The organism is Lysinibacillus phoenicis (assembly GCF_047238325.1).
In the GTDB taxonomy this organism is placed as follows: domain Bacteria; phylum Bacillota; class Bacilli; order Bacillales_A; family Planococcaceae; genus Lysinibacillus; species Lysinibacillus irui.
Genome location: NZ_JBDFMP010000002.1, coordinates 3,450,651 through 3,471,201, shown reverse-complemented (window position 1 = coordinate 3,471,201; position 20,551 = coordinate 3,450,651). Strand labels below are relative to the sequence as shown.

General features: G+C 37.3%; 21 protein-coding genes and 1 riboswitch. Of the genes, 8 read left to right on the top strand and 13 right to left on the bottom strand.

Translation table 11 applies throughout. The features are described from left to right. The first annotated feature begins 32 nt into the window (after positions 1–32). A complete protein-coding gene (locus ABC382_RS18755) occupies positions 33–1,937 on the top strand; it encodes a heavy metal translocating P-type ATPase (RefSeq protein ID WP_412927010.1) in 1,905 nt (634 codons plus the stop codon). A gap of 54 nt (positions 1,938–1,991) precedes the next feature. Here ABC382_RS18755 and ABC382_RS18750 read toward each other — a convergent pair whose 3' ends face one another. Both ABC382_RS18750 and ABC382_RS18745 read right to left on the bottom strand, forming a co-directional pair. Further along, on the bottom strand, positions 1,992–2,906 hold the full coding sequence (locus ABC382_RS18750) for a YihY/virulence factor BrkB family protein (RefSeq protein WP_274794521.1): 915 nt from the start codon (positions 2,904–2,906) through the stop codon (positions 1,992–1,994). 22 nt (positions 2,907–2,928) lie between these two features. Beyond that, a complete protein-coding gene (locus tag ABC382_RS18745) occupies positions 2,929–3,255 on the bottom strand; it encodes a YtxH domain-containing protein (RefSeq protein WP_274794522.1) in 327 nt (108 codons plus the stop codon). Between the two features lie 177 nt (positions 3,256–3,432). Between ABC382_RS18745 and ABC382_RS18740 the strand changes: the two genes are divergently transcribed. After that, the gene (locus ABC382_RS18740; RefSeq protein ID WP_036123318.1) at positions 3,433–3,654 is read left to right on the top strand and encodes a DUF1128 domain-containing protein; all 222 of its coding nucleotides are present in this window, start codon (positions 3,433–3,435) and stop codon (positions 3,652–3,654) included. Between the two features lie 55 nt (positions 3,655–3,709). On the opposite strand, the gene motB is transcribed toward ABC382_RS18740, so the two are convergent. Both motB and motA read right to left on the bottom strand, forming a co-directional pair. Then, the gene (motB, locus tag ABC382_RS18735; protein ID WP_274794523.1) at positions 3,710–4,474 is read right to left on the bottom strand and encodes a flagellar motor protein MotB; all 765 of its coding nucleotides are present in this window, start codon (positions 4,472–4,474) and stop codon (positions 3,710–3,712) included. Beyond that, positions 4,458–5,261 carry a flagellar motor stator protein MotA gene (gene motA, locus ABC382_RS18730; protein ID WP_274794524.1) on the bottom strand — a complete coding sequence of 268 codons (804 nt, stop codon included), beginning with the start codon at positions 5,259–5,261 and terminating at the stop codon, positions 4,458–4,460. Before motA ends, motB begins: the two co-directional genes overlap by 17 nt. Before the next feature lie 189 nt (positions 5,262–5,450). On the opposite strand from motA, the gene ABC382_RS18725 reads away from it, so the two are divergent. The 3 genes from ABC382_RS18725 to ABC382_RS18715 all read left to right on the top strand — a co-directional run bounded on the left by ABC382_RS18725 (position 5,451) and on the right by ABC382_RS18715 (position 7,697). After that, entirely contained in the window at positions 5,451–6,692 is a 1,242-nt protein-coding gene (locus ABC382_RS18725; protein WP_274794525.1) for an aminopeptidase, read from the top strand. 139 nt (positions 6,693–6,831) lie between these two features. Further along, positions 6,832–6,966 carry a hypothetical protein gene (locus ABC382_RS18720; RefSeq protein WP_274794526.1) on the top strand — a complete coding sequence of 45 codons (135 nt, stop codon included), beginning with the start codon at positions 6,832–6,834 and terminating at the stop codon, positions 6,964–6,966. A gap of 167 nt (positions 6,967–7,133) precedes the next feature. Next, entirely contained in the window at positions 7,134–7,697 is a 564-nt protein-coding gene (locus ABC382_RS18715; RefSeq protein WP_274794527.1) for a beta-class carbonic anhydrase, read from the top strand. 71 nt (positions 7,698–7,768) lie between these two features. Here the strand turns inward: ABC382_RS18715 and ABC382_RS18710 are convergent, their stop codons facing one another. Further along, positions 7,769–8,356, bottom strand: coding sequence for a GNAT family N-acetyltransferase (locus ABC382_RS18710; protein WP_412927009.1), 588 nt, complete (start codon positions 8,354–8,356; stop codon positions 7,769–7,771). 218 nt (positions 8,357–8,574) lie between these two features. Next, positions 8,575–9,378, bottom strand: a complete 804-nt coding sequence (locus ABC382_RS18705; protein ID WP_274794530.1) for a polyphosphate kinase 2 family protein — start codon at positions 9,376–9,378, stop codon at positions 8,575–8,577. A gap of 200 nt (positions 9,379–9,578) precedes the next feature. On the opposite strand from ABC382_RS18705, the gene ABC382_RS18700 reads away from it, so the two are divergent. Further along, positions 9,579–10,292 carry a hypothetical protein gene (locus tag ABC382_RS18700; protein WP_274794531.1) on the top strand — a complete coding sequence of 238 codons (714 nt, stop codon included), beginning with the start codon at positions 9,579–9,581 and terminating at the stop codon, positions 10,290–10,292. A 28-nt stretch (positions 10,293–10,320) separates the two neighbouring features. On the opposite strand, the gene map is transcribed toward ABC382_RS18700, so the two are convergent. Further along, a complete protein-coding gene (map, locus tag ABC382_RS18695; protein ID WP_274794532.1) occupies positions 10,321–11,076 on the bottom strand; it encodes a type I methionyl aminopeptidase in 756 nt (251 codons plus the stop codon). Positions 11,077–11,357: 281 nt separating this feature from the next. Continuing rightward, complete coding sequence (thiT, locus tag ABC382_RS18690) at positions 11,358–11,918, bottom strand: energy-coupled thiamine transporter ThiT (protein WP_322611954.1); 561 nt, start codon at positions 11,916–11,918, stop codon at positions 11,358–11,360. A gap of 119 nt (positions 11,919–12,037) precedes the next feature. After that, positions 12,038–12,145: riboswitch (TPP riboswitch) on the bottom strand. 127 nt (positions 12,146–12,272) lie between these two features. Here thiT and ABC382_RS18685 point away from each other — a divergent pair. Both ABC382_RS18685 and ABC382_RS18680 read left to right on the top strand, forming a co-directional pair. Further along, on the top strand, positions 12,273–12,596 hold the full coding sequence (locus ABC382_RS18685; protein WP_274794534.1) for a magnetosome magnetite crystal formation protein family: 324 nt from the start codon (positions 12,273–12,275) through the stop codon (positions 12,594–12,596). A gap of 55 nt (positions 12,597–12,651) precedes the next feature. Continuing rightward, positions 12,652–12,774 (top strand): hypothetical protein, encoded by a 123-nt coding sequence (locus ABC382_RS18680; RefSeq protein WP_274794535.1) that lies wholly within the window; start codon positions 12,652–12,654, stop codon positions 12,772–12,774. A gap of 40 nt (positions 12,775–12,814) precedes the next feature. Here ABC382_RS18680 and ABC382_RS18675 read toward each other — a convergent pair whose 3' ends face one another. The 5 genes from ABC382_RS18675 to ABC382_RS18655 all read right to left on the bottom strand — a co-directional run bounded on the left by ABC382_RS18675 (position 12,815) and on the right by ABC382_RS18655 (position 20,500). After that, positions 12,815–15,895: an SMC family ATPase gene (locus tag ABC382_RS18675; protein WP_322611953.1), complete on the bottom strand. Its 3,081-nt coding sequence runs from the start codon at positions 15,893–15,895 to the stop codon at positions 12,815–12,817. Next, positions 15,892–17,049, bottom strand: a complete 1,158-nt coding sequence (locus ABC382_RS18670; RefSeq protein ID WP_274794537.1) for an exonuclease SbcCD subunit D — start codon at positions 17,047–17,049, stop codon at positions 15,892–15,894. Before ABC382_RS18670 ends, ABC382_RS18675 begins: the two co-directional genes overlap by 4 nt. A 137-nt stretch (positions 17,050–17,186) precedes the next feature. After that, complete coding sequence (locus ABC382_RS18665; RefSeq protein WP_322611951.1) at positions 17,187–18,089, bottom strand: SGNH/GDSL hydrolase family protein; 903 nt, start codon at positions 18,087–18,089, stop codon at positions 17,187–17,189. Between the two features lie 31 nt (positions 18,090–18,120). Beyond that, entirely contained in the window at positions 18,121–19,350 is a 1,230-nt protein-coding gene (locus tag ABC382_RS18660; RefSeq protein WP_322611950.1) for an aminopeptidase, read from the bottom strand. 1 nt (position 19,351) lies between these two features. After that, positions 19,352–20,500 (bottom strand): DEAD/DEAH box helicase, encoded by a 1,149-nt coding sequence (locus ABC382_RS18655; protein ID WP_322611949.1) that lies wholly within the window; start codon positions 20,498–20,500, stop codon positions 19,352–19,354. Positions 20,501–20,551 lie beyond the last annotated feature (51 nt).

Genomic DNA, 20,551 nt, shown 5'->3' with positions numbered 1-20,551 from the left:
GATATTGATTTTCATTATCAGGAGGGATATGAATGGAATACTCTAATCGAGAAAATATAAATTTAATTGAGAAAGTTAAGGAGCATGCTGAATTAATCGCTGCTCTTATGGCCGGCATTTTTATTTTACTTGCTTGGCGTTTAGATACAAACGGACAAACAACTGCATCAGTTCTACTGTATTTAATAGCGTTTTGTGTAGGTGGTTTTGCAAAGGCCAAAGAAGGTATTGAAGAAACGATTGAAGATCGGAAACTTAATGTGGAACTACTAATGGTATTAGCCGCCATTGGTTCGGCAGCAATAGGCTATTGGACAGAGGGAGCTATTCTTATTTTTATCTTTGCTGTAAGTGGTGCTCTTGAAACATATGCCATGAATAAAAGTCACCGTGAAATATCAGCCCTTATGAACTTACAGCCAGAAGAAGCTTGGTTAGTGCGAGGCGGTTTTGAGCCAATGAAGGTGTCAGTCTCAACGTTACAAATCGGTGATCATTTACTTATTAAACCTGGAGAACGCATTCCAGCAGATGGGGTTATTTTCAAAGGGCAGTCTTCCATTGATGAATCTGCGATTAGCGGTGAGCCATTACCTGTTTTAAAAAACGAAGGTGATGAAGTATTTGCAGGCACAGTTAACTTAAATGGTGCTATTACGATGGAAATGACAAAAGCTAATTCAGAAACACTATTCCAAAAAATTATACAACTTGTTCAAAGTGCACAAAGTGAAAAATCACCCTCTCAGCAATTTATTGAGAAATTTGAAGGGACTTATGTAAAATTTGTATTATTAGCTGTTGCCATAATGATGTTCCTTCCCCACTTTTTACTTGGCTGGGACTGGACAACAACATTTTACCGAGCAATGGTGTTATTGGTAGTTGCCTCGCCATGTGCACTTGTTGCATCCATCATGCCTGCTACATTAGCAGCAATCTCTAATGGTGCAAAAAATGGTGTCCTATTTAAAGGTGGTTTACATTTAGAACATCTCAGTGTTTTACGTGCATTAGCAGTTGATAAAACAGGTACTTTAACACAAGGTAAACCCGAAGTTACAGATTTCATTGTCCGAGATGGTGAAGATCATGCTAAGGCTTTAGCCATTCTTGCAGGGATTGAATCTCAATCCAATCATCCACTTGCCCAAGCCATTACCTCGTATGCTAAGGCTCAAGGCATTACTGCCTTGCCTCAAGCAACAATAGAGGATATTCCAGGCTGGGGTATGAAAGGAACAATTCAAAACAAGGAATATCAAGTAGGAAAACCAGAGTTTGTGGATGCGCAACTTGCCAATGATTTTGCAAACGGCGCAGTGACTAAGCTGGCAGCAGAAGGAAAAACAGTTATTTTCATTCGCGATGAACATGGAATTGTTGCATTAGCAGCATTAAAAGATACTGTACGCTCCGAAGCTAAGAAAGCTGTCAATTTATTAAAAGAGCTTGGTATCCAAGTGGTAATGCTAACAGGCGACAATGAAAAAACGGCTAAAGTGATTGCTCAAGAAGCTGGCGTTACGGAATATGTTGCAGAATGTCTGCCTGAAACAAAGGTAACTGAAATGAAACGATTACTTACCCAACATCAATTTGTTGGTATGGTCGGCGATGGTATTAATGATGCTCCTGCGCTTGCTACTGCAACTACAGGGATTGCTATGGGTGAAGGCACAGACGTTGCACTAGAAACAGCAGATGTCGTGCTAATGAAAAATGACTTATCTAAAATCGCTTATGCTGTTCGCCTATCACGAAAAATGCAGCGAATAATAAAACAAAATATATTCTTTTCAATTGGAGTTATTGTCCTATTAATCGCCTCAAACTTCTTACAAGTAGTCGACTTACCTTTAGGTGTAATTGGCCATGAGGGTAGTACAATTCTAGTAATATTAAACGGTTTACGCATGCTTAATAAAAATGTCTAGGCTAACATAAAACAGCCCCGCTCATCTTGTACCAAGAAGCGAGGCTGTTTTTTCTTATTTTAGCATTTCCTTTTGAAGTGCCCTTTTCTGCATTGTAGCATTTAATATCCCACCAAAGATAAGGATAATCCCCGTAAAATATAGCCAGAGCATTAAAATAATGACGCCACCAATACTACCATATGTAGCAGAATAATTAGCAAAATTATTAATATAAAAAGAGAAACCATATGTGACTGCTAACCAAGCGAATGTAGCAAACATCGCTCCTGGCCAAACGCCCATTATTTTCAAGCGAGGACTTGTATTAGGTACAATCCAGTAGATCCCCATTAAAACGATAAAAATAAGTATTGGTGGAATGGACCATCTTAATCTATGCCAAATGGATTCAAACTGCTCCTCTATTCCAATGATTGAGAATAGGAAATGGCCAATTTGCTGACCAAATACAGGCAATAAGAGAGCAATCGCAATAACAAAAACGAGAGCGACTGTAAAAACTAATGACAAGCCTCTATCTAGTATACCTACTCTACCCTCTGTATCATAAGCTTTATTTAATGCACGAATCAGCGCATTAATGCCTTTAGATGCAGACCAAATTGTACCTAGTACCCCGATCGACAATAAGCTACTATTTCTATTTGTTAAAATCTCATTCAGCGTATTTTCAATCAGTTTATACACTTCATCTGGTAATACATTCACTAAAAATGAATAAACCTGTGTCGTTTTTAAGTTTAAATAAGGTAATAACGTCACTAAGAAAATAAGTAAGGGGAAGAACGATAATAAAAAGAAATAAGCCAATTGTGCAGCAAGCGCAGATATTTCAACTCGCTTTAGCCGACCTATTAAATCTTGGACAAAGCCTTTGGATGTCATCACACTCACTTCCTCTTCAGGAGAGACGAACGATTTCACAACTCCAAAAGCATTATGCATAGTTGCTTTTTTCTTCTCCATACAATTCCTCCTAAAACTACCTTTATTCCTTATGAGGTACAGTAAAGGCTGATTTGGTGTCTTCAATCATTCCCTGTATTGTAGAAGGTAAATCTTTAAATTCATCAACCTTTTCTGCAATTGTGTTGACATTTTCTGACACACTTTCACAAAGTACCTTCGCAGCTAATACTTTTTCCTCAACTAAATCCTGTAATTCTTCTCGATTGGTTGCATAATAAGAAATGGCTTCCTTCATTTTTTTAGTTGTGGCAATTGTTTTTTCCCGAGTTGTACGATCTAGCATACTTAATGCAGCACCAACTGCTGCTCCTGCCACGATAGATGCTAATAATTTACTTTGACCCATATTAAAACCCCCTGCTTGTGTAATTGCATATTCCCTATTATTTCATAAATAAACAGTCTACTGCCCTTATTCTACCCAATAACAGTCTATTTTTAAAGCAATGCCCAAATACGGAGTTGACATTTTTTTTATTCAATGAAATGATATGTGCGAGGAGAACGAAAGGTAGGGTAAAAAATGGATTTATCAGTTCCATCTAAAGAAAACGTTGTTTATATGGTTGATCAAATGAAAGACAAGCTTCGCATGGTGAATGTCGATGCGATGAAATCGGAACACTTCGATGAAGCAAATTATGAAGATTTAGTGTATTTATATGAAATGGTTATGAAAAGAGAAACATTTAGCCCAAGTGAAATGCAAGCAATTGTCGCTGAATTAGGATCTTTACGTAAATAAGTCAATAAAAAGGCCATTAGCAAGAGACATTTTGTCTGTTGCTAATAGCCTTTTTTTATTGTGTATTTTTAGCTTCCGAACCATCCTCAGTCACTAATGGCTGGATGAGCACCTCAACACGACGATTCTGTGCACGACCCTCTGCTGTATCATTCGGTGCAATAGCTCGGTTTTCACCATAACCCTTCGCACTAAAGTTCTCCGATTTTAATTGTGAATTACTATCCAATAATACCATGTAAAAATTGGATGCACGCATTAAGGACAACTCTAAATTTGATGAGAAATTAGGTCCAGCTGGCACATTATCCGTATGACCCGTAATGACAATGTTACGTGGCGGATTAGACACTAGTACATCTGCAAGCTCTTTGGCAATTGGAATATATTCTGGTTTAATCGTTGCTTGACCAGGATCAAATAAAATACTATCTCGAATTGTCACAAGTAACCCTTCATCCGTCATCTCTGTTGCAAATTGTTCTTCCATTTCATTGACGGCAATAAAGTTATCCACACTATCTTTAATAGCTGCTAGCTCTTGCTGATCTTTTAAATAGGCTGAATTTTGCTGTGGTGTTTGGTCGCTGTCCGCATTTGGAGTTGGTACTGGTGCTGGTTGCTCTAAAAAGCTTGTTCCACCTTCAAATACTTGATTAAATACTGCTGACATTCTATCTAACTTTTCTTGGTCGACTGAACTTGAAGCAAATAAAATAATAAACACCGCTAAGAGCAGCGTTAAGATATCTGCATATGGTACTAACCAAGATTCATCAATATGCTCATCATGCTTTTTTTTCTTAGCTTTCTTTGCCAAGGCCACCCGCCCCGCTTTCACCAGAAATTTGACGACGTTCTTCCATCGTTAAGTATGATGATAATTTCTGTTCAATAACACGTGGAGCCTCCCCTTCTAATACTGAAAGGATACCCTCAATCATCATTCTCTTTTGTTTTACTTCTAAAGCAGACTTACGCTTTAATTTGTTTGCAAATGGGTGCCATAACACATAACCAGTAAAGATACCGAGTAATGTAGCCATGAAGGCTGCCGAAATAGCATGTCCAAGTTTTTCAATATCGTTCATATCTGCCAATGCGGCAATTAACCCTACTACTGCACCAAGAACCCCTAGAGTAGGTGCATATGTACCTGCTTGCGTAAAGATAGCAGAACCACTAGCATGACGCTCTTCCATTGCCTCTACTTCTTCCGTTAGTACGTCACGAATGTAATCAGCATTTTGACCATCAATTGCTAATGTAAGACCATTTTTTAAAAATGGGTCTTCAATTTCCGAAGCTTTACTTTCTAGCGCTAATAATCCTTCACGACGAGCTAAATCAGCCCATTGTGAAAACATTTTAATAATTTCTATATCATCTGCTAATTTAGTTTCTTTAAAAAGAATTTTAAATAGCTTTGGTACACGCTTTAACTCCTTCATAGGAAAGGCAATTGTTACTGCGGAAATAGTACCAAAAATGATAATTAGAATGGCTGCTGGGTTATAAAATGCAGATAAACTTACACCCTTCATGACCATCCCTACTAACAGCGCTATTAACGCAATTATCAACCCTATAACTGATGACTTATCCATCCTAGAACCTCCAAATCTACTAATAATGTTAATTTCGGCTGTTTTTCCATAATTTAAATATATAAATGTAGTATAAATGTATTTCACTTATTTTTCGATGAAATTAATGCTTTTTATTCACATTTCGACCATTTTTGATTATATTGAATTAAGAATATTACACTAAACTGTCTTATTTCGAAAGGGGATATGAATTTGTTATTATCATTCGACACAAAATTAATAAAATATGCTGAATTGGCGGTAAAAGTAGGAGTAAATATCCAAAAAGATCAATATCTTTATATAAGCTGTTCGACCGATAACTTAAAATTAGCACAAATAATTACTAAAATTGCTTATAAAAATGGTGCAAAGCAAGTATTCGTCGATTTATCAGATGACGAACTTGTACGCGCTCGCTATGAAGGAGCACCAAAAGACTCATTTGATTTCTTCCCTCCTTGGAAAGTACAAGAGCGTGAATGGTTGGCGGATCATGGAGCTGCATTCTTAAGCATTAGTTCACAAAACCCAGATTTATTAAAAGGTATAGAACGAGACAGAATCATGGCCTTTCAAAAAGCATCTGGTCAAGCATTGGCTAACTATTATCAATGGCTACAAGCAGATAAATTTAGCTGGTCAGTGATTGCTGCACCTTCTAAGGCTTGGGCAGCAAAGGTTTTCCCTAATTTACCAGAAGAGCAACAAATCGATGCCTTATGGGAAGCGATCTTTGCAGCGACACGTATTGACGTTGAACAGTCTGTTGAAGCTTGGCATGCTCATGATCAGGAATTACATAGCAAAGCCGACTATTTAAACTCAAAGCAATATAAGTCACTTCACTATACTGCTCCAGGCACTGACCTCATGATTGAGCTACCTGCACATCACATATGGACAGGTGGGAGTAGTATCAACATACAAGGCCAGGCATTTATGGCCAATATGCCTACAGAAGAAATTTTTACTGCACCGTTAAAAACAGGTGTTAATGGCTATGTAACAAGCACTAAGCCATTAAGCTACGGCGGCAATATTATCGATCATTTTACATTAACATTTAAAGATGGTCGTATCATTGACATCAAGGCTGAGCAAGGGCAAGACATTTTAGCTGCTCTAGTTGAAACGGATGAGGGAGCTCATTACCTTGGTGAAATAGCATTAGTACCACATGCATCACCTATTTCACAATCTAATTTGTTATTTTACAATACATTATTCGATGAAAATGCCTCCAATCATTTAGCCATCGGAAGTGCTTATGCATTTTGTATAGAGGGTGGTAAAGAAATGACTACTGAGGAATTAAGTGCACATGGACTTAACCAAAGCTTGACTCATGTTGATTTTATGATTGGTTCGAACAAAATGAATATAGACGGAATTACTAACGATGGTCAAAAAGAACCTATATTCAGAGATGGAAATTGGGCATTCTAAATAATCCATTCCTACTACTAGTATTCTAGGCTAACTATGTTAAGGTTGTCATAAATTATCCTTAGATTTTACTAGGAACCTATTGTATAATTGTTTTAGGGTAATTAATAGATCATTTAAGTAGAGAGGAGCTCTAATAATGTTCATTACAACTGTTCTTGGCTTTACAGTAGTTTTATTAATTTCTATGGCATTCTTCATCCACTACCTACAAGTTGGTTTAGATAGCAAGTCTTCAGTAACTGTAGATCCAAAGCCAAACGAAAAATTCTAATGTATAAAAAACAGCTACTATAAAGGTAGCTGTTTTTTTATAGCCTACATTTTAAAAATGTATGAAGTTGCTCCTTTATTGTAAAAATTATCTGAATAAAGTCTTTATAGTTTGCATATTTAAAATTTTGCTCTAAAATATTTTTTGTAAGGAAGGGAGCAATTTTCATGACAATGTTACAAGATATTTTAGAGTTTAACAAAGTGTTTGTCGAAGAAAAAAAATATGAACCATTCATCACTACAAAATATCCTGATAAACGTATTGTTGTTTTATCTTGTATGGATACTCGACTTGTAGAGCTTTTACCGAAAGCAATGAATTTACGTAATGGCGATGTTAAAATTGTGAAAAGTGCTGGCGCTTTAGTTAGCCATCCTTTCGGCGCAGTTATGCGTAGTTTATTGGTTGCTGTTTATGGCCTACAAGCAGATGAAGTTTATGTCGTTGGGCATTATGACTGTGGTATGAGTGCAGTTGATCCCGAAGCAATGTTAAGTGAAATGATTAAAAGAGGTATTGATCCAAAAACAATTAATATGCTAGAATATTCCGGTTTTGACTTAAAAGAGTTTTTACGTGGTTTTGGTGATGTAGCGACAAGTGTTAAAAAAAGTGTTGATACAATTCGAAATCATCCGCTAATGGTGAAAGATGTACCTGTTCATGGCCTCATTATCGATCCAAATACAGGTCATCTAGATTTAATTGAAGATGGTAATAAACAATAGTCATTACCTTTTGATTTACAACTAATAAGGTGCCTATCTTTCTCCATAACGAAAGATAGGCACCTCTCTAATTATTCATCCTCTAAACGTGCATATATAAAATGATCTACCCATTGACCATTTATATACAACAGCTTTCTTAACAGACCTTCCTGTTGAAACCCTGCTTTCTCTAATACGCGCATAGAAGGTGCATTTTGAGTAGAAACATATGCCTCTACACGATGTAGGTCTATTTGATCGAACGCGAATCGTACCACCATATTTACGGCCTCTGTGACGATTCCCTTCCCTACATAAATTTCATCCATCGCATAGCCAACAAATGCACTTGAGTATGGTAAGCGTTTTACAGCATAAAGTGCAATATGTCCTATTAGATTGTTTGTACCATGCTCAAAAATACCAAAAGTATATTCTCGCTTTGACTCCATCAAATAGAGACTTTCTTGAATTTTTTTATATTGAGCGTCAATTGTATAATATTCTGGTCTTTGTAGTGGCTCGTAAATAGACCAAAAGTATTTATTTCGGCTTACGAGACCCGTTAAACTTCGTGCATCTTTTTCTTGGAATGTGCGGATGTAGCATTTTTCTCCCTTTATCGTTACCACATTCCCACCCTTTTTTCTTAATAGATTCCAAATTTTAAGCACCATTTCTCCACACTAGCCTTCCAATAAATATCAGTACATTCATCATTCTGGTAACATCACTACTTTGAATTTAACATAGCTTAAAAAATGGTTTTCATTCGCTACATTTCAAAGGTTGAACATTTAGTTTATTTCATTGTATGTAAGAAAAGATGCTGCTACAACTAAAACAACTCATGTCCTATTTCATAGCAGCACAATTCATTATTTTAATTTGGTTCTTACTTCTCGTCCCCAATTTCTAAACTGGACGAATCAGCATCCTCTAGTTGGCCATTATCTAATACATTTGTTAAATGGAGACCACGTTTTAGAGCCTCTCGTTCAATATGTGCAATGGTTTCCTGCAGCACCTGTACACGGGCGTGCTTTTTATCATCACCAGCAACTAAGATCCATGGAGCATCCTTTTTATCAGTCTTTTCAAACATTTCATTTGCCGCTTCAATATACTGTGGTGTTTTTTCACGATTTCGCCAATCTTCGTCTGTTAGCTTCCAAGATTTATAAGGGTTTTGTTCCCGTTCTTTAAAGCGTTTTAATTGTTCTTCATCTGATACATGAAGCCAAAACTTAATGATTATGTAATCTCCTGCAGTTAAAATTTTCTCGAAGTTATTGATTTCTTCATACGCACGAGACCATTCATCCTTTGATGCGAATCCTTCGATACGTTCTACTAATACACGACCATACCAAGAACGATCAAAAATAGCGATTTGCCCATGCTGCGGTAACTTTCTCCAGAATCTTTGTAAATAGTTATAGCGCAATTCATGAGGCTGTGGAGCTGAAATAGGGTGTACAACATAACCTCGTGGATCGACACGTTCAATTAGTCGTTTAATAGCGCCACCTTTACCAGCGGCATCCATTCCTTCAAATACCAAAATTAAACCAATTTTGTTTTTTAATAAAAACTGTTGGGCATTTAACATTTCATATTGGAGTACTTTTAATTTCTTTTTATACATTTTTTTATCTAGTTCAATCGATAAGTCTAGATTTTTCAAATTTTGTGCCAATGAAACTTCACTCCTTTTATGTAGATAATCCCATTGTACTAAAGAAAAATATAGATGCCTATTGAGATGGTAAATTGTAGTGATTATTAGCAAAACAACACGATACATTGTTGGAAATTTCCGTTATAATAAAAAAAGTGACAGTACTATACTTATTTGTCTTTTCCCTATACAATCTAAACACGAAGGGAGAGGAAATCATGCCTCGGTTTATCTTGATGACAATCTCTTATCTTGTCTCATTCATCCTAACCTTTTTATCCTTTTTCATGAAAATAAACGGTCAATCTTCTCTAGAAATTTCTAATCGGTTTTCTGTAGTATTTGCACCAGTTGATATTAGTCATGCAATATGGATTGTCATTTATTTATTAATTGGCTATTGGTTATTGGTGAACATTAAAAAGACATCTATGAAACAGTCTGCTCTCTTTAGTTGCATAAATATTTTGCAAGCCTTAACGATATATGTATGGCATCATGAGTTATTTATTGTTTCTCTTGGCATCACCTTGCTTTTGGTCTTGTACTTATTTATGTTGTATAATACGTACTCTCTTCACGACAAAGCGTTGTCAGGTCGTATTCCTTTCTCCATTTATTTTGCATGGATGACATTTATCTTGATTACGAATAGTAGCTTTACGTTAACGGCTTATGGTTGGAACGGCTTTGGTCTTAGCACTCCTCTTTGGGCAGTAATTTTACTGACACTTGGTGGAGCTATTGCACTACATATCCGCTTTCATCACTTTGATACCATGTATCCGAGTGTTTTTATTTGGGCTTATTTAGGAATCGCTTTACATAATGGTTTTGATGAGCTTCTTGTAACAACTGCCGCCTTATTTTTATGTGGTGTTCTCTTTGTTGGTATTTTATTTATTAAAAAAAATCCTGCCCACCAAAAATAAATTGGTTAGCAGGATTTTAAATTATATCCTATTCTTCATCTAAGGAAGTTAAAATAATTGGTTTATCTTTAGTGACAATAACTGAATGTTCAATTTGAGCTACAAGCGATTTATCAGGTGTAACAAATGTCCAACCATCACCAGCTTCTACAATATGCTCTGCTTTTGCTGAGATAAATGGCTCAACAGCAAGCACCATTCCTTCTTTCATAATCGTAGAATCCCATGCATCATAATAATTTAAAATATGATTAGGCTCATCATGTAAAGATTGACCTAAGCCATGTCCTGTTAAATTCATAATAACAGTTAAACCATTAGCATTCGCCTCTCGTTCAACCGCTTTACCTATTTGATTTAATTTAGACCCAGCTTTAACCTTTGTCATTGCTCGATCAAAAGCACTTTTAGCAACTCGGCATAGTTTTTCTTTGTCCTCATAACCCTCACCAACAACAAATGAAATGCCAGTATCTGCAAAGTATCCATTTAAAGACCCAGAAACATCGATATTCACAATATCCCCTTCTTGAATAACACGTTTTCCTGGAATACCATGTGCCACTTCTTCATTGACACTAATACATGTATATCCTGGGAAATCATATTCCCCCTTAGGTCCAGAAATAGCACCAGCCTCTGCAAACATGCGGCCAGCAATTTCATCTAGCTCAAGTGTTGTAACACCTGGTTTTGTTGCTGCTTTCATGGCTTCACGAATTTCGGCACAAATGCGTCCAATTTTTTTAAAAGCTTCAATCTCTTCTTGCGTTTTTACAATCATTTATAACGTCCCTTTCATCTAATATCTATTCTTTAATATAACATAACTTTTTATGCGTATAACGATAAACGCTTTAAATATTGTATGCTTTCCTACAATGCAAAGTGCTAAAAGAGCTATTCATGACCAAAAGTCCCTTCACATGAGTGAAGGGACTTGCTTGTTGTTGAAAAAAGTTGATAATTTTGCTAATGATTCTGTGCGAAAGCGAATATCATCAAGTAGTATAGAACGAAAAGCTTTTATACCCTTTTACAATAAATCATTTGAGGAAACTTTTATTATGCTTTTCTTTGCATTAATTGTGGAGCGGCTGTGAATAAAAGCACCCCTACAATTGCCGTTAAAATGGTTGCTGGCAACATATATGTACCATTATAAATGATAGAATAGATCCATGCATTTTGATCACCCGCATACTCTGCAAAAAATACAGCTCCAGCAATTGTATGTGCTGTGTATCGTAAAAAGCCTGCAAAAACAGTACCTATGATAATGTAAAGTGCCATTTTCGTTTTGTTCATATTTTTTGCAGCATCCAACACAGGTCCACGTACAACAGCTGCTAATCCTACAACTGTAAAGGCAACACCATAATCCAATAATCCTTGAAGCCAGTGCACAATATAAGCACCAAACATGGTTTGCATAACACCCACAAGTACTCCCGTTGTTAGCCCAGCAACTAAGCCCCAACGAAATGCAATCAACATAATAGGCACCATGACAAGACTAACAGAGCCACCTTGTGCCCATACTTTAAAGGATACTTGATCGAGCACAAGGCCAATCGCTGCAAATATCGCAATCTCCACAAGCATTAATAGTCTTTTTTTGTCCATACATATTCTCTCCTTTGTTCCGATGTAGGATACAAGAGCAGGAATAGAAATGCAGACATCTTTTTTATTCCTAAAGAATGAAAAAACGATGCCAGGACAGAGCCTGACATCGTACAAGTGTCGGTTTCTATCCACATCCCTACGCAAGTGTTAACTTACAGGTTCAAAGAGTCAAGGCATTACGTGCCCAGTCTCAGCTGACATCATCAGCTCCCCTTGTGGTCGTTACATCTGAATTTATTTGAACAATCCCATTGTACGCAAAGGATTGGATGATTACAACCTCTTCCATACATTATTTTTTTGAAACTTTGCCGTTTTTCATGCGTAAATATTAAAAAAGGAGGTACAACTATGGAGAACCAAAAAATTTTATCTGCCTTTAGTTATCTTAGTATTTTCTTCGCCCCTTTTATCGTCCCATTAATTGTTTACTTTGTAACGAAAGATAGTGATGTAAAAAGACATTCAATTCGTGCACTTGTCTCTCATTTAATTCCTTTTGTTTTTGGCATCCTATTTTTTATTGTCTTTGTTTTTTCTACATTAAGATTAGATCCAACGTCAAGTAATAATACTGTGATGGTTGTTTGGTTAGTTTCATTTGCCGTTTATGCCATTGTCTCACTTGGTATTGTCATATGGAATATTATTCAGGCTGTTCGAGTAATACGTTAATGTTTCAATTTTAAGCGAAACAGGTAGTAATAATTGTAAAAGGAGCTGTTTTTTAATGAAAGTATCAAACGTTGTGAAAACTGCTGTAAAATTGGCACCTATTGTTATTCCTATCGTCAAAAAAGTAATGGCTGCAAAAAAAGGAACAACTCCTACAGCCACTTCTCGAAAAAAATAAAACAAAGGCGTATTCCCTATTTCGGAAATACGCCTTTCACTTATTTCACTTCAAAGTATGTCTGACTATGGCCATTTAATGTCTTTTCTACATGTAAAACCGCTGGCATTGCAGATTTTAATTCAGGCACATGAGAGATTACGCCAATCATGCGACCAGAATCCTGTAAATCAATTAATGTATCGATTGCTTTATTTAATGATTCCTCATCAAGCGAACCAAAGCCCTCATCAATAAACATCGTTTCAATATGAATATTACCTTGGAAGCTTTGAATTACATCTGCCATTCCTAAGGCAAGGCTTAATGAGGCATTAAATTTTTCGCCTCCCGATAATGTTTTGACATCTCGTAGTTGATCGGTATAGGCATCGTAGACATCAAGACCTAGTCCGCTTTGTTTCGCATGCTTTTCCAATCTATCTGAACGTCTGAGCTCAAATTGACCATTTGATAAATGATAAAGGCGAATATTGGCAGCTTCAGTAATTTGGTCTAAGTAATTAATTTGAATATAGCGCTCAAAAGATAGCTTTTTCGAATTTTGGCCGTTTAATAATCCATAGAGCTCCTTTACTCTTCCCGCTTCTTGCTCAAGTAAATGAAGCTCCCTCGCTATTTCTTCTACTCTTTCAATAAAACCTTGGCAAGCTTGAGCAAAACCTCTCAACTGTTGTAAACGTTTAAATGCTTCCTCATAAGATATACGAAGTTGTTCTACTTTGGCTTCCATGGACACTAAATCTTGTTGCTCTTTTCCTTGAAGATACATAGCCCCTTCAGTAATTTGGATTTGCAATGTGTGTACCTGTAAAGCATAGTCACTACAAGCTTTTCGAAGGGTCTCTATTTGCAATAAACTCCGTTTGGCAGCTGTATATTCCTCGTAGCTGTCAAAGCCTATCTCCTGCATGCTTGCTGAGAATTGCTGACGTTTTTCATTCATTTTGAGTTGTAATTCTTCAAAAGTTTGTTTGGCTATTTCCATCGTCAATTTTGCATTACTTGTTGCTTCCTTCGCTCTATGCAATTCGTCTTGACTCTCTTGCCATCTTTTTTGCAAATCCATTTTTTGTTTACTGATATCTGTAAGCTGTTGCTGTAATTGCTGCAAGGTTGGTAAATGGTTTGGCATATGTTTAAGCTGTTCTTCAAGAACTGCTTGCAGTCTTGTCATTTCTTTCAACTGCTCAGCTAAATATTGCTCTAAGTTCATCTGTTTAGTTCGTAGCTGCTCTATTCTCTCACGTTGCTGCTTAAGTTTTAATCGCATATCTGCTAATTGATGATGAACAATTTTTAATGTCGCAATCTCTTGCTCTATGTTGTTTAATGTAGAGATGAGCTGTGCATGGTCTTGCTGTGTAATGTGCTGCTCTTCTAGTTGCTGACAGGTTTCTTGATAAAGCTGTTGCGCAGATGACAAGAGCGCTTCTTTTTCTAGGTACTTACGCTCATCTAAAGAAGCCTTAGCCCTTAACACTTCGACTTCAGAGAGCTCTATCATTTCCTGCTGCTCATTATGTGTTTTCTGGTGTGTCAAACTGCCACATACAGGGCAAGGTTCCCCGTCCTTCAACTGTTCAGCCAAAATACTAGCCTGACTTGTCAACCAACGCTGCTCTAATAATTGTAGAGCCTTTTTACTCTCCTGATAGTGAATGTCAGAAGTGGCTACGTCCTGCTTAGCTAACTCTACAGCCCCTTTGTATTTGTCTACTTGTTTTATTAATGCTACCTGCTCACGAAGTTTCGGTAACTGCTCTAAGTAGCTTTCATATGGCTCAACCTGTTTTTCATATTGTTCCATCGTTTGAGAAAATTGCTGTAACTGCCCTTGTTCTTTCTCCAATAACATAAGATTATCAGCTACTGCCTGTTTTGCTGTTTCGACATATTGTTCTGCTATTTGCAGCTGCTGCACATTGTTTTCATAGGCTTCAAATTTAGGCAATAAAGTCTGTAATTGCAATTCCTGCTGCAACATCTGTTGACGTTCAGGCTCTTTCGCCTCTTCAATCTGATACTTTTCTTGTGCCCGTTGTAGCTGCTCTTTTGTTTGTTGAAGTTTAAATTGAGCCTGTTGAAATGTTTGTTCTTTTAAGTTCAGTTCAGCACGTAAATCAATACATTGTTGTTCAAGTGGCACAAGTCGCTCCGCTTGTTCTGCTAAAACAATCTCCTGCTCCTTTGCTCGGTATCTATCCTGTTCTTTTAACAATAGTTGCAGTCTCTGCTGCCGACTAGCTTGCTCTTCGAACTGCTCATTTATTGTTTTTGCTAGTCGATAATATTCCTGCTCCTTTTGATGAAGACTATAAGCTTCATCATATTGCTGCTGTTCTTCCTCTATACATTTCTTATAGTAGCTAAACTCCTCCTCAAGTGCCTGTGTCAGTTGATGTAAATTTTCCGTATTGTCAGCAATCAAGGTGAATAAAGAGGATGAACGTTGCGGTAAGGCACCAACAATTTGACCTAATAGATGTTCCTTTAATTGCTTGGCACGTTCAAAATCCTTCTCCGCCTCTTTCCGTTTGGCATCCAGTTTTTTTGTCATGACGCCAAAACGATCTGTTTTAAAGATTTTTCGTAAAATAACTTCCTTATTTGTAGAGTCAGAGGTCAATAACTTGCGAAATTCACCTTGAGGTAACATTACAATTTGGCTAAATTGATCTTTTGTGAGACCTATGATTTCCAACAATTTTTTATCGACTTCAAGCGTTTGTTGTTTCTCTACGATGCTATAATCGAGCTTTCCCTCTCTTACTTCAGCTAATTCTATTTTCTTACCTGTGATCGTTTTATTTTTTTCTTTAATATGACCTGGCTGTCTTACTATTTGATAAACTCTGCCATGCATTTCAAATAGGAGCTCTACAGCTGTATAGACATCATCATGAGCAAAGCCGCTTCTCAGTAAAGCCGTATCCTGGCGATCCTCACCACTACCTGATCCGTAAAGCGCATAACAAATAGCGTCGAAAATGGTTGTTTTCCCAGCGCCTGTTTTTCCGGAAATGGCAAACAAACGATGTTCTCCAAGCTCTTGGAAATCAATCACCTCAGTATCTTTATACGGACCAAATGCAGTAATCGTTAACTTTAATGGCTTCATTTTACTGTCTCTCGCTCCTCATCTAATAATTCCTGTAACATCTCGGTAAAAAGGCGTTCCGTATCTTCATCTGGCTGGATGCCGATAATATTCGTAAAGAAAGAACGGAACAAGTCTATATCCTCTAGCTTTTCTGTTTCTACAACTTGTAACTCACGTGGTGACTCTTGTCGTAGTATCTTACGTTCTACATGCATCGCATGGGGAAAAACACTACGAATGCGTTCCATCGGTGAAGAGACGGTTGTCGTATCCGTCAATCTGACAAAGACATAATCATCACTCGGTGGTAGCTTTAACAGATCCTCCAATTGACCTTCTACTACTCGTAAATTTCTTCTTGGTACGAGCTTTCTTTTGGTTACTATGCTTTTACCGTGTTCATCTAATTCAATGATTAAAAAGCCTTTTTCATGTAAGTGCTCTGATAATGAATATTTTAACGGAGAGCCTGCATAGCGGATCGTTTCATTTAAGACAAAATGTGCCTTATGTAAGTGTCCAAGAGCGGTATAGTGGAAAGGTTTAAATAAAGCTGCATTCACACAATCTGAGCCCCCGATAGAAAGCGGACGCTCTGAATCACTGGTATTGGCTTCTTCCTCACCATACTTTGTGACGAAAGCATGTCCCACAAAAATATGACGCTTACTCGCATCCATATCCTGAGTAATATGATCTATAATTCTCTGCATAGCGTCTTGATGAGAACGAATCGTTTCATCTTCAAAAATATGACGAATTGAGGCGGGCTCAGCATACGGTACAAGATGAAAATGTACCTCTCCATATTGATCATTCAAAATAATAGGGACATGATCTTTCGTAAATTGCCCCTTGATATATAAACCACTATCACTCATCAATCGACTCCCAAAATTTAAACGACCCGCACTATCATGATTTCCCGCCACTGCTAAAACAGGAATCTGCTTCTCTAATACTATTTTCGCTAATACATCATTTAGTAAATTGACTGCCTCAATAGGGGGCATTGAACGGTCATATAGATCACCTGCGATGACAATTACATCTGGTTTTTCATCATCTATCGCTTGTATAAATTGTTGCAGAATATATTGTTGATCTTCTGTCATATAAACACCTTGAACAAGCTTCCCTAAATGCCAATCTGCTGTATGAAATATCTTCATTCTAGTCCCTCCTAATCTTCTTTATATTTTAGCATGACTACTGCCTATCTAGTGGTATTCAGCAGTATAGTAGTTCTATCCAATATTGGATTTCATATAAAAAAGCATCTAAATAGATGCCCTTTAATAACGATTATTTAAATGTTTTCTATAAAAGCTTTATAGCCAGGAAATCCTTGAATAGCATAAGCTGTACGGGTAGACTGCCGTTGTGTCGTTTCCCGTTCCTTGGATTTCGCTGATAATTGTTGCTTTATAATTTCCTCAAACGATAGAGGATTGGGCTTGGGTAATTCGGATGAAGAGATCGTCAAAGCATTACTACCACTATAAGACTGTAAAAATGCATTAGCCATTTGACGGTAGCCTTCAAAGTTTGGATGAACATCTGCACTATTTGGTAAGTAGTTTATGGCATCCAATCCAAAGCGATCATAAACATCTACATAAACCGCTCCTGCATCCTCTGCCTGTTGTTGTAAAATCGTATTTAATTTAACTAGCTGTTCGTTCGTTCCCTTTTTTTGTGTAGGATGAACATATGGATACGCAAAATAATAGCCCATTACAAAAATCTTTGCTTTCGGCGCAAGTTCATTTAACTCATCTAAAATGGTTATCATATTTTTTCTAGCCAAGTTTAAAGTGGAATCTGTTTGAAGCTGTGAAAATGCTAATGTGCCAGCAGTTGGGTTCACTTTAACAAGGCGTAATAAATCATTGGCCCCTGCTGACACTGTAATAAGGGTCGCATTTTCTAGTAAGTGTTTGGATTCCTCAGATTGGATTCGTTCTAGCACATCGGCCGTTGTTAAGCCTGGAAAGGCAAGTTCTTTTGTATAAAATGATAATTGACCCATTGAACTTAACTTCATGGCTATTAAATCACTATATCCTGCATCAATTTCTTGATAAGGTGTTTGACCAGCAGCTAAGGAATCTCCAATAGCTATATAGCTTTCTGTTTGAGCATAAGCAGATGAAGCCCAACATGTCATTGCTAATATCGTCACACCGATGAAGCTCCATAATCGCTTCATCTACTCTCCTCCTTTGCACTTTGACTAGTGATTAAAAGGCCCAGCTACCCTTGCGGAAAATTGGCTCTACTGTACCATCCGGTAAAATACCATCTATATCCATTTCTCCACTACCAATCATAAAGTCTTCATGTGTCACAGAAATATTTGCACCTAGTGCCTCAAGTTGACCATTTTCTAAATCTCTTCCACCTTCTAAGCATGTCGGATAGGCTTCACCGATAGCTAAATGGTTTGAAGCATTTTCATCGAATAACGTATTGAAATATAAAATCTCCGACGCTGAAATTGGTGATTCATGAGGGACAAGTGCTACTTCACCTAAATAGCTAGAGCCTTCATCTACTTGTATCAGCTCTTGCAGTAAATCATGACCCACTTCAGCTTCTGCTTTAATAATTTTGCCCTCTTTAAAGGTTAATTTAAAGCCATCAATGATATTGCCTTGATAAACTAAAGGCTTGGTATTACTTACGTACCCATTTACACCTTGTTTCATCGGAAGTGTATAAACTTCTTCTGTCGGCATATTGGCAATAAAAATATTACCATCTGGTGTTTGACTGCCACCTGTTAGCCATTTATGCTGTGGCGCTAAGGCAATTGTTAAATCTGTTCCTGGTGCTGTATAGTGAAGCTTTGCATATTTTTTATTATTTAGCAATTGTGCACGTGATTCTAAATTAGCTACATGCTCTCGCCAATTATCCACTGCATTCCCTTCCCCAATATGAACCGTTTTAAAGATAGCTTCCCACAATGCTGGAACTTGCTCCATTTCCGTTAATTGAGGAAATACCTTCGCTGCCCATTTTGGTGAAGGAACCGCGACGATAGACCAAGCAATTAAATCCTTCATGACTGCATTACGATAATTTTTCAATGCTGCTCCTGACACTTTTTGGTGTGTTGCTAATCTGTCTGCAGGTATTCCTGTCAATTTATCAGGATCAGCAGCATCAATCCATAGTAAAGCACCTTTACGCTCAATTAGTTCATCACGCATTTTTACGACCCATTCAGGGAAACGATTAAACTCCTCATCAGAAGCGTGTTCAAAATACGCACGATCCATTTCATCATCCGAAAAGTTTACATGGACACGCCCTGCGCCAGCCTTATAAGCCTCTTTTACAACTAAACGAGCAAAATCTAAAGCTTCTACTGATGTATTCACTAACAAATATTGACCTGGTTGAATATTGACACCCACTTTTACCGCAAGCTCTGCATATGCCTGTAATTTTTCATCAAATGTCATGTTAATTCCCTCGCTTTTGTCCAATTGTTTTAGAATTACCTTCAATCAGCTTGCCATCATGCCATATTTTTTGCACAGGCTTGCCTGGAATTTCTCTTGTCCATTTTTTATAGGTCTTCTCATCACGATAAGATAATAACGTCAATACTTCTCCGTCTGCTCCTGCACGACCAGTACGCCCTGAGCGATGTAAGTACTGTTCAATTGTTCTTGGTACATCAACATGAATAACATGTGTTAAACCTGCAATATCTAAACCACGAGCGGCGATATCTGTTGCGATTAAAATACGTGCATCCCCTTTACGGAATGCATCTAATGCCTTTTTACGTTCTTCCTTTTTCATGTCGGAGTGAAGTGTTACGATTGGCGCAGAGCGATATTGTAATTTCGTTTCCTTCATTAATAATTGATCGATATTATTGACGAAAGCAAGTGCTCTTAACCCTTCAGTATGTGATAGTCTTCGTAGAAAATCAGTTTTATCACGTTCTTCTACCTTCACAAATGAGTGGATAACTTTGCCGACCTTTAACATATCCTCTGGCTTAATTTTAAAACGAACTGGTTCGAACATCATACGACTTGCTACTAATTCAATTTCCTCTGTAATCGTAGCTGAAACAACAACGACTTGTCGGCCATAGGCAGAACCTTCGATAAAGGATTTGATAACTACACGGTATTCGCGACTAAGCAGTTGATCACACTCATCTAAAATAATCGTTTCTATTTCTTTTAGTTTTAATTTTCCTGCTCGTGCTAATTCATTTAAACGGCCAGGGGTTCCAACAACAATCGTTGGTTTTTTCTTGAGCTTTTCAATTTGACGAGCAGAATTGGCACCACCAATAAGCTGCTGAACTGTAATATCTGTGCCAGCTGTCCATTCGCGGATAACTTCTACAATCTGCATAGCAAGTTCTTGTGAAGGAGCCACGATCAGTCCCTGTGTTTGTTTTTTTGCCCCGTTTACTTTATTCAATAGTGGTAAAACATACGCTAATGTTTTACCTGATCCCGTTGGCGATTCCGCTACAATGTCTTTACCTTCAAGCATAGCTGGTATCATTTCATCTTGAATTTTCATAGGTGTTTCAAAGTTCCATTTTCCTTGAATTTCTTCTTTTAATAAATTAATGACTGACATGTTATTTCCCACCTTCTATCTACTTGACACTAGTTTAACACACTCCGCCGT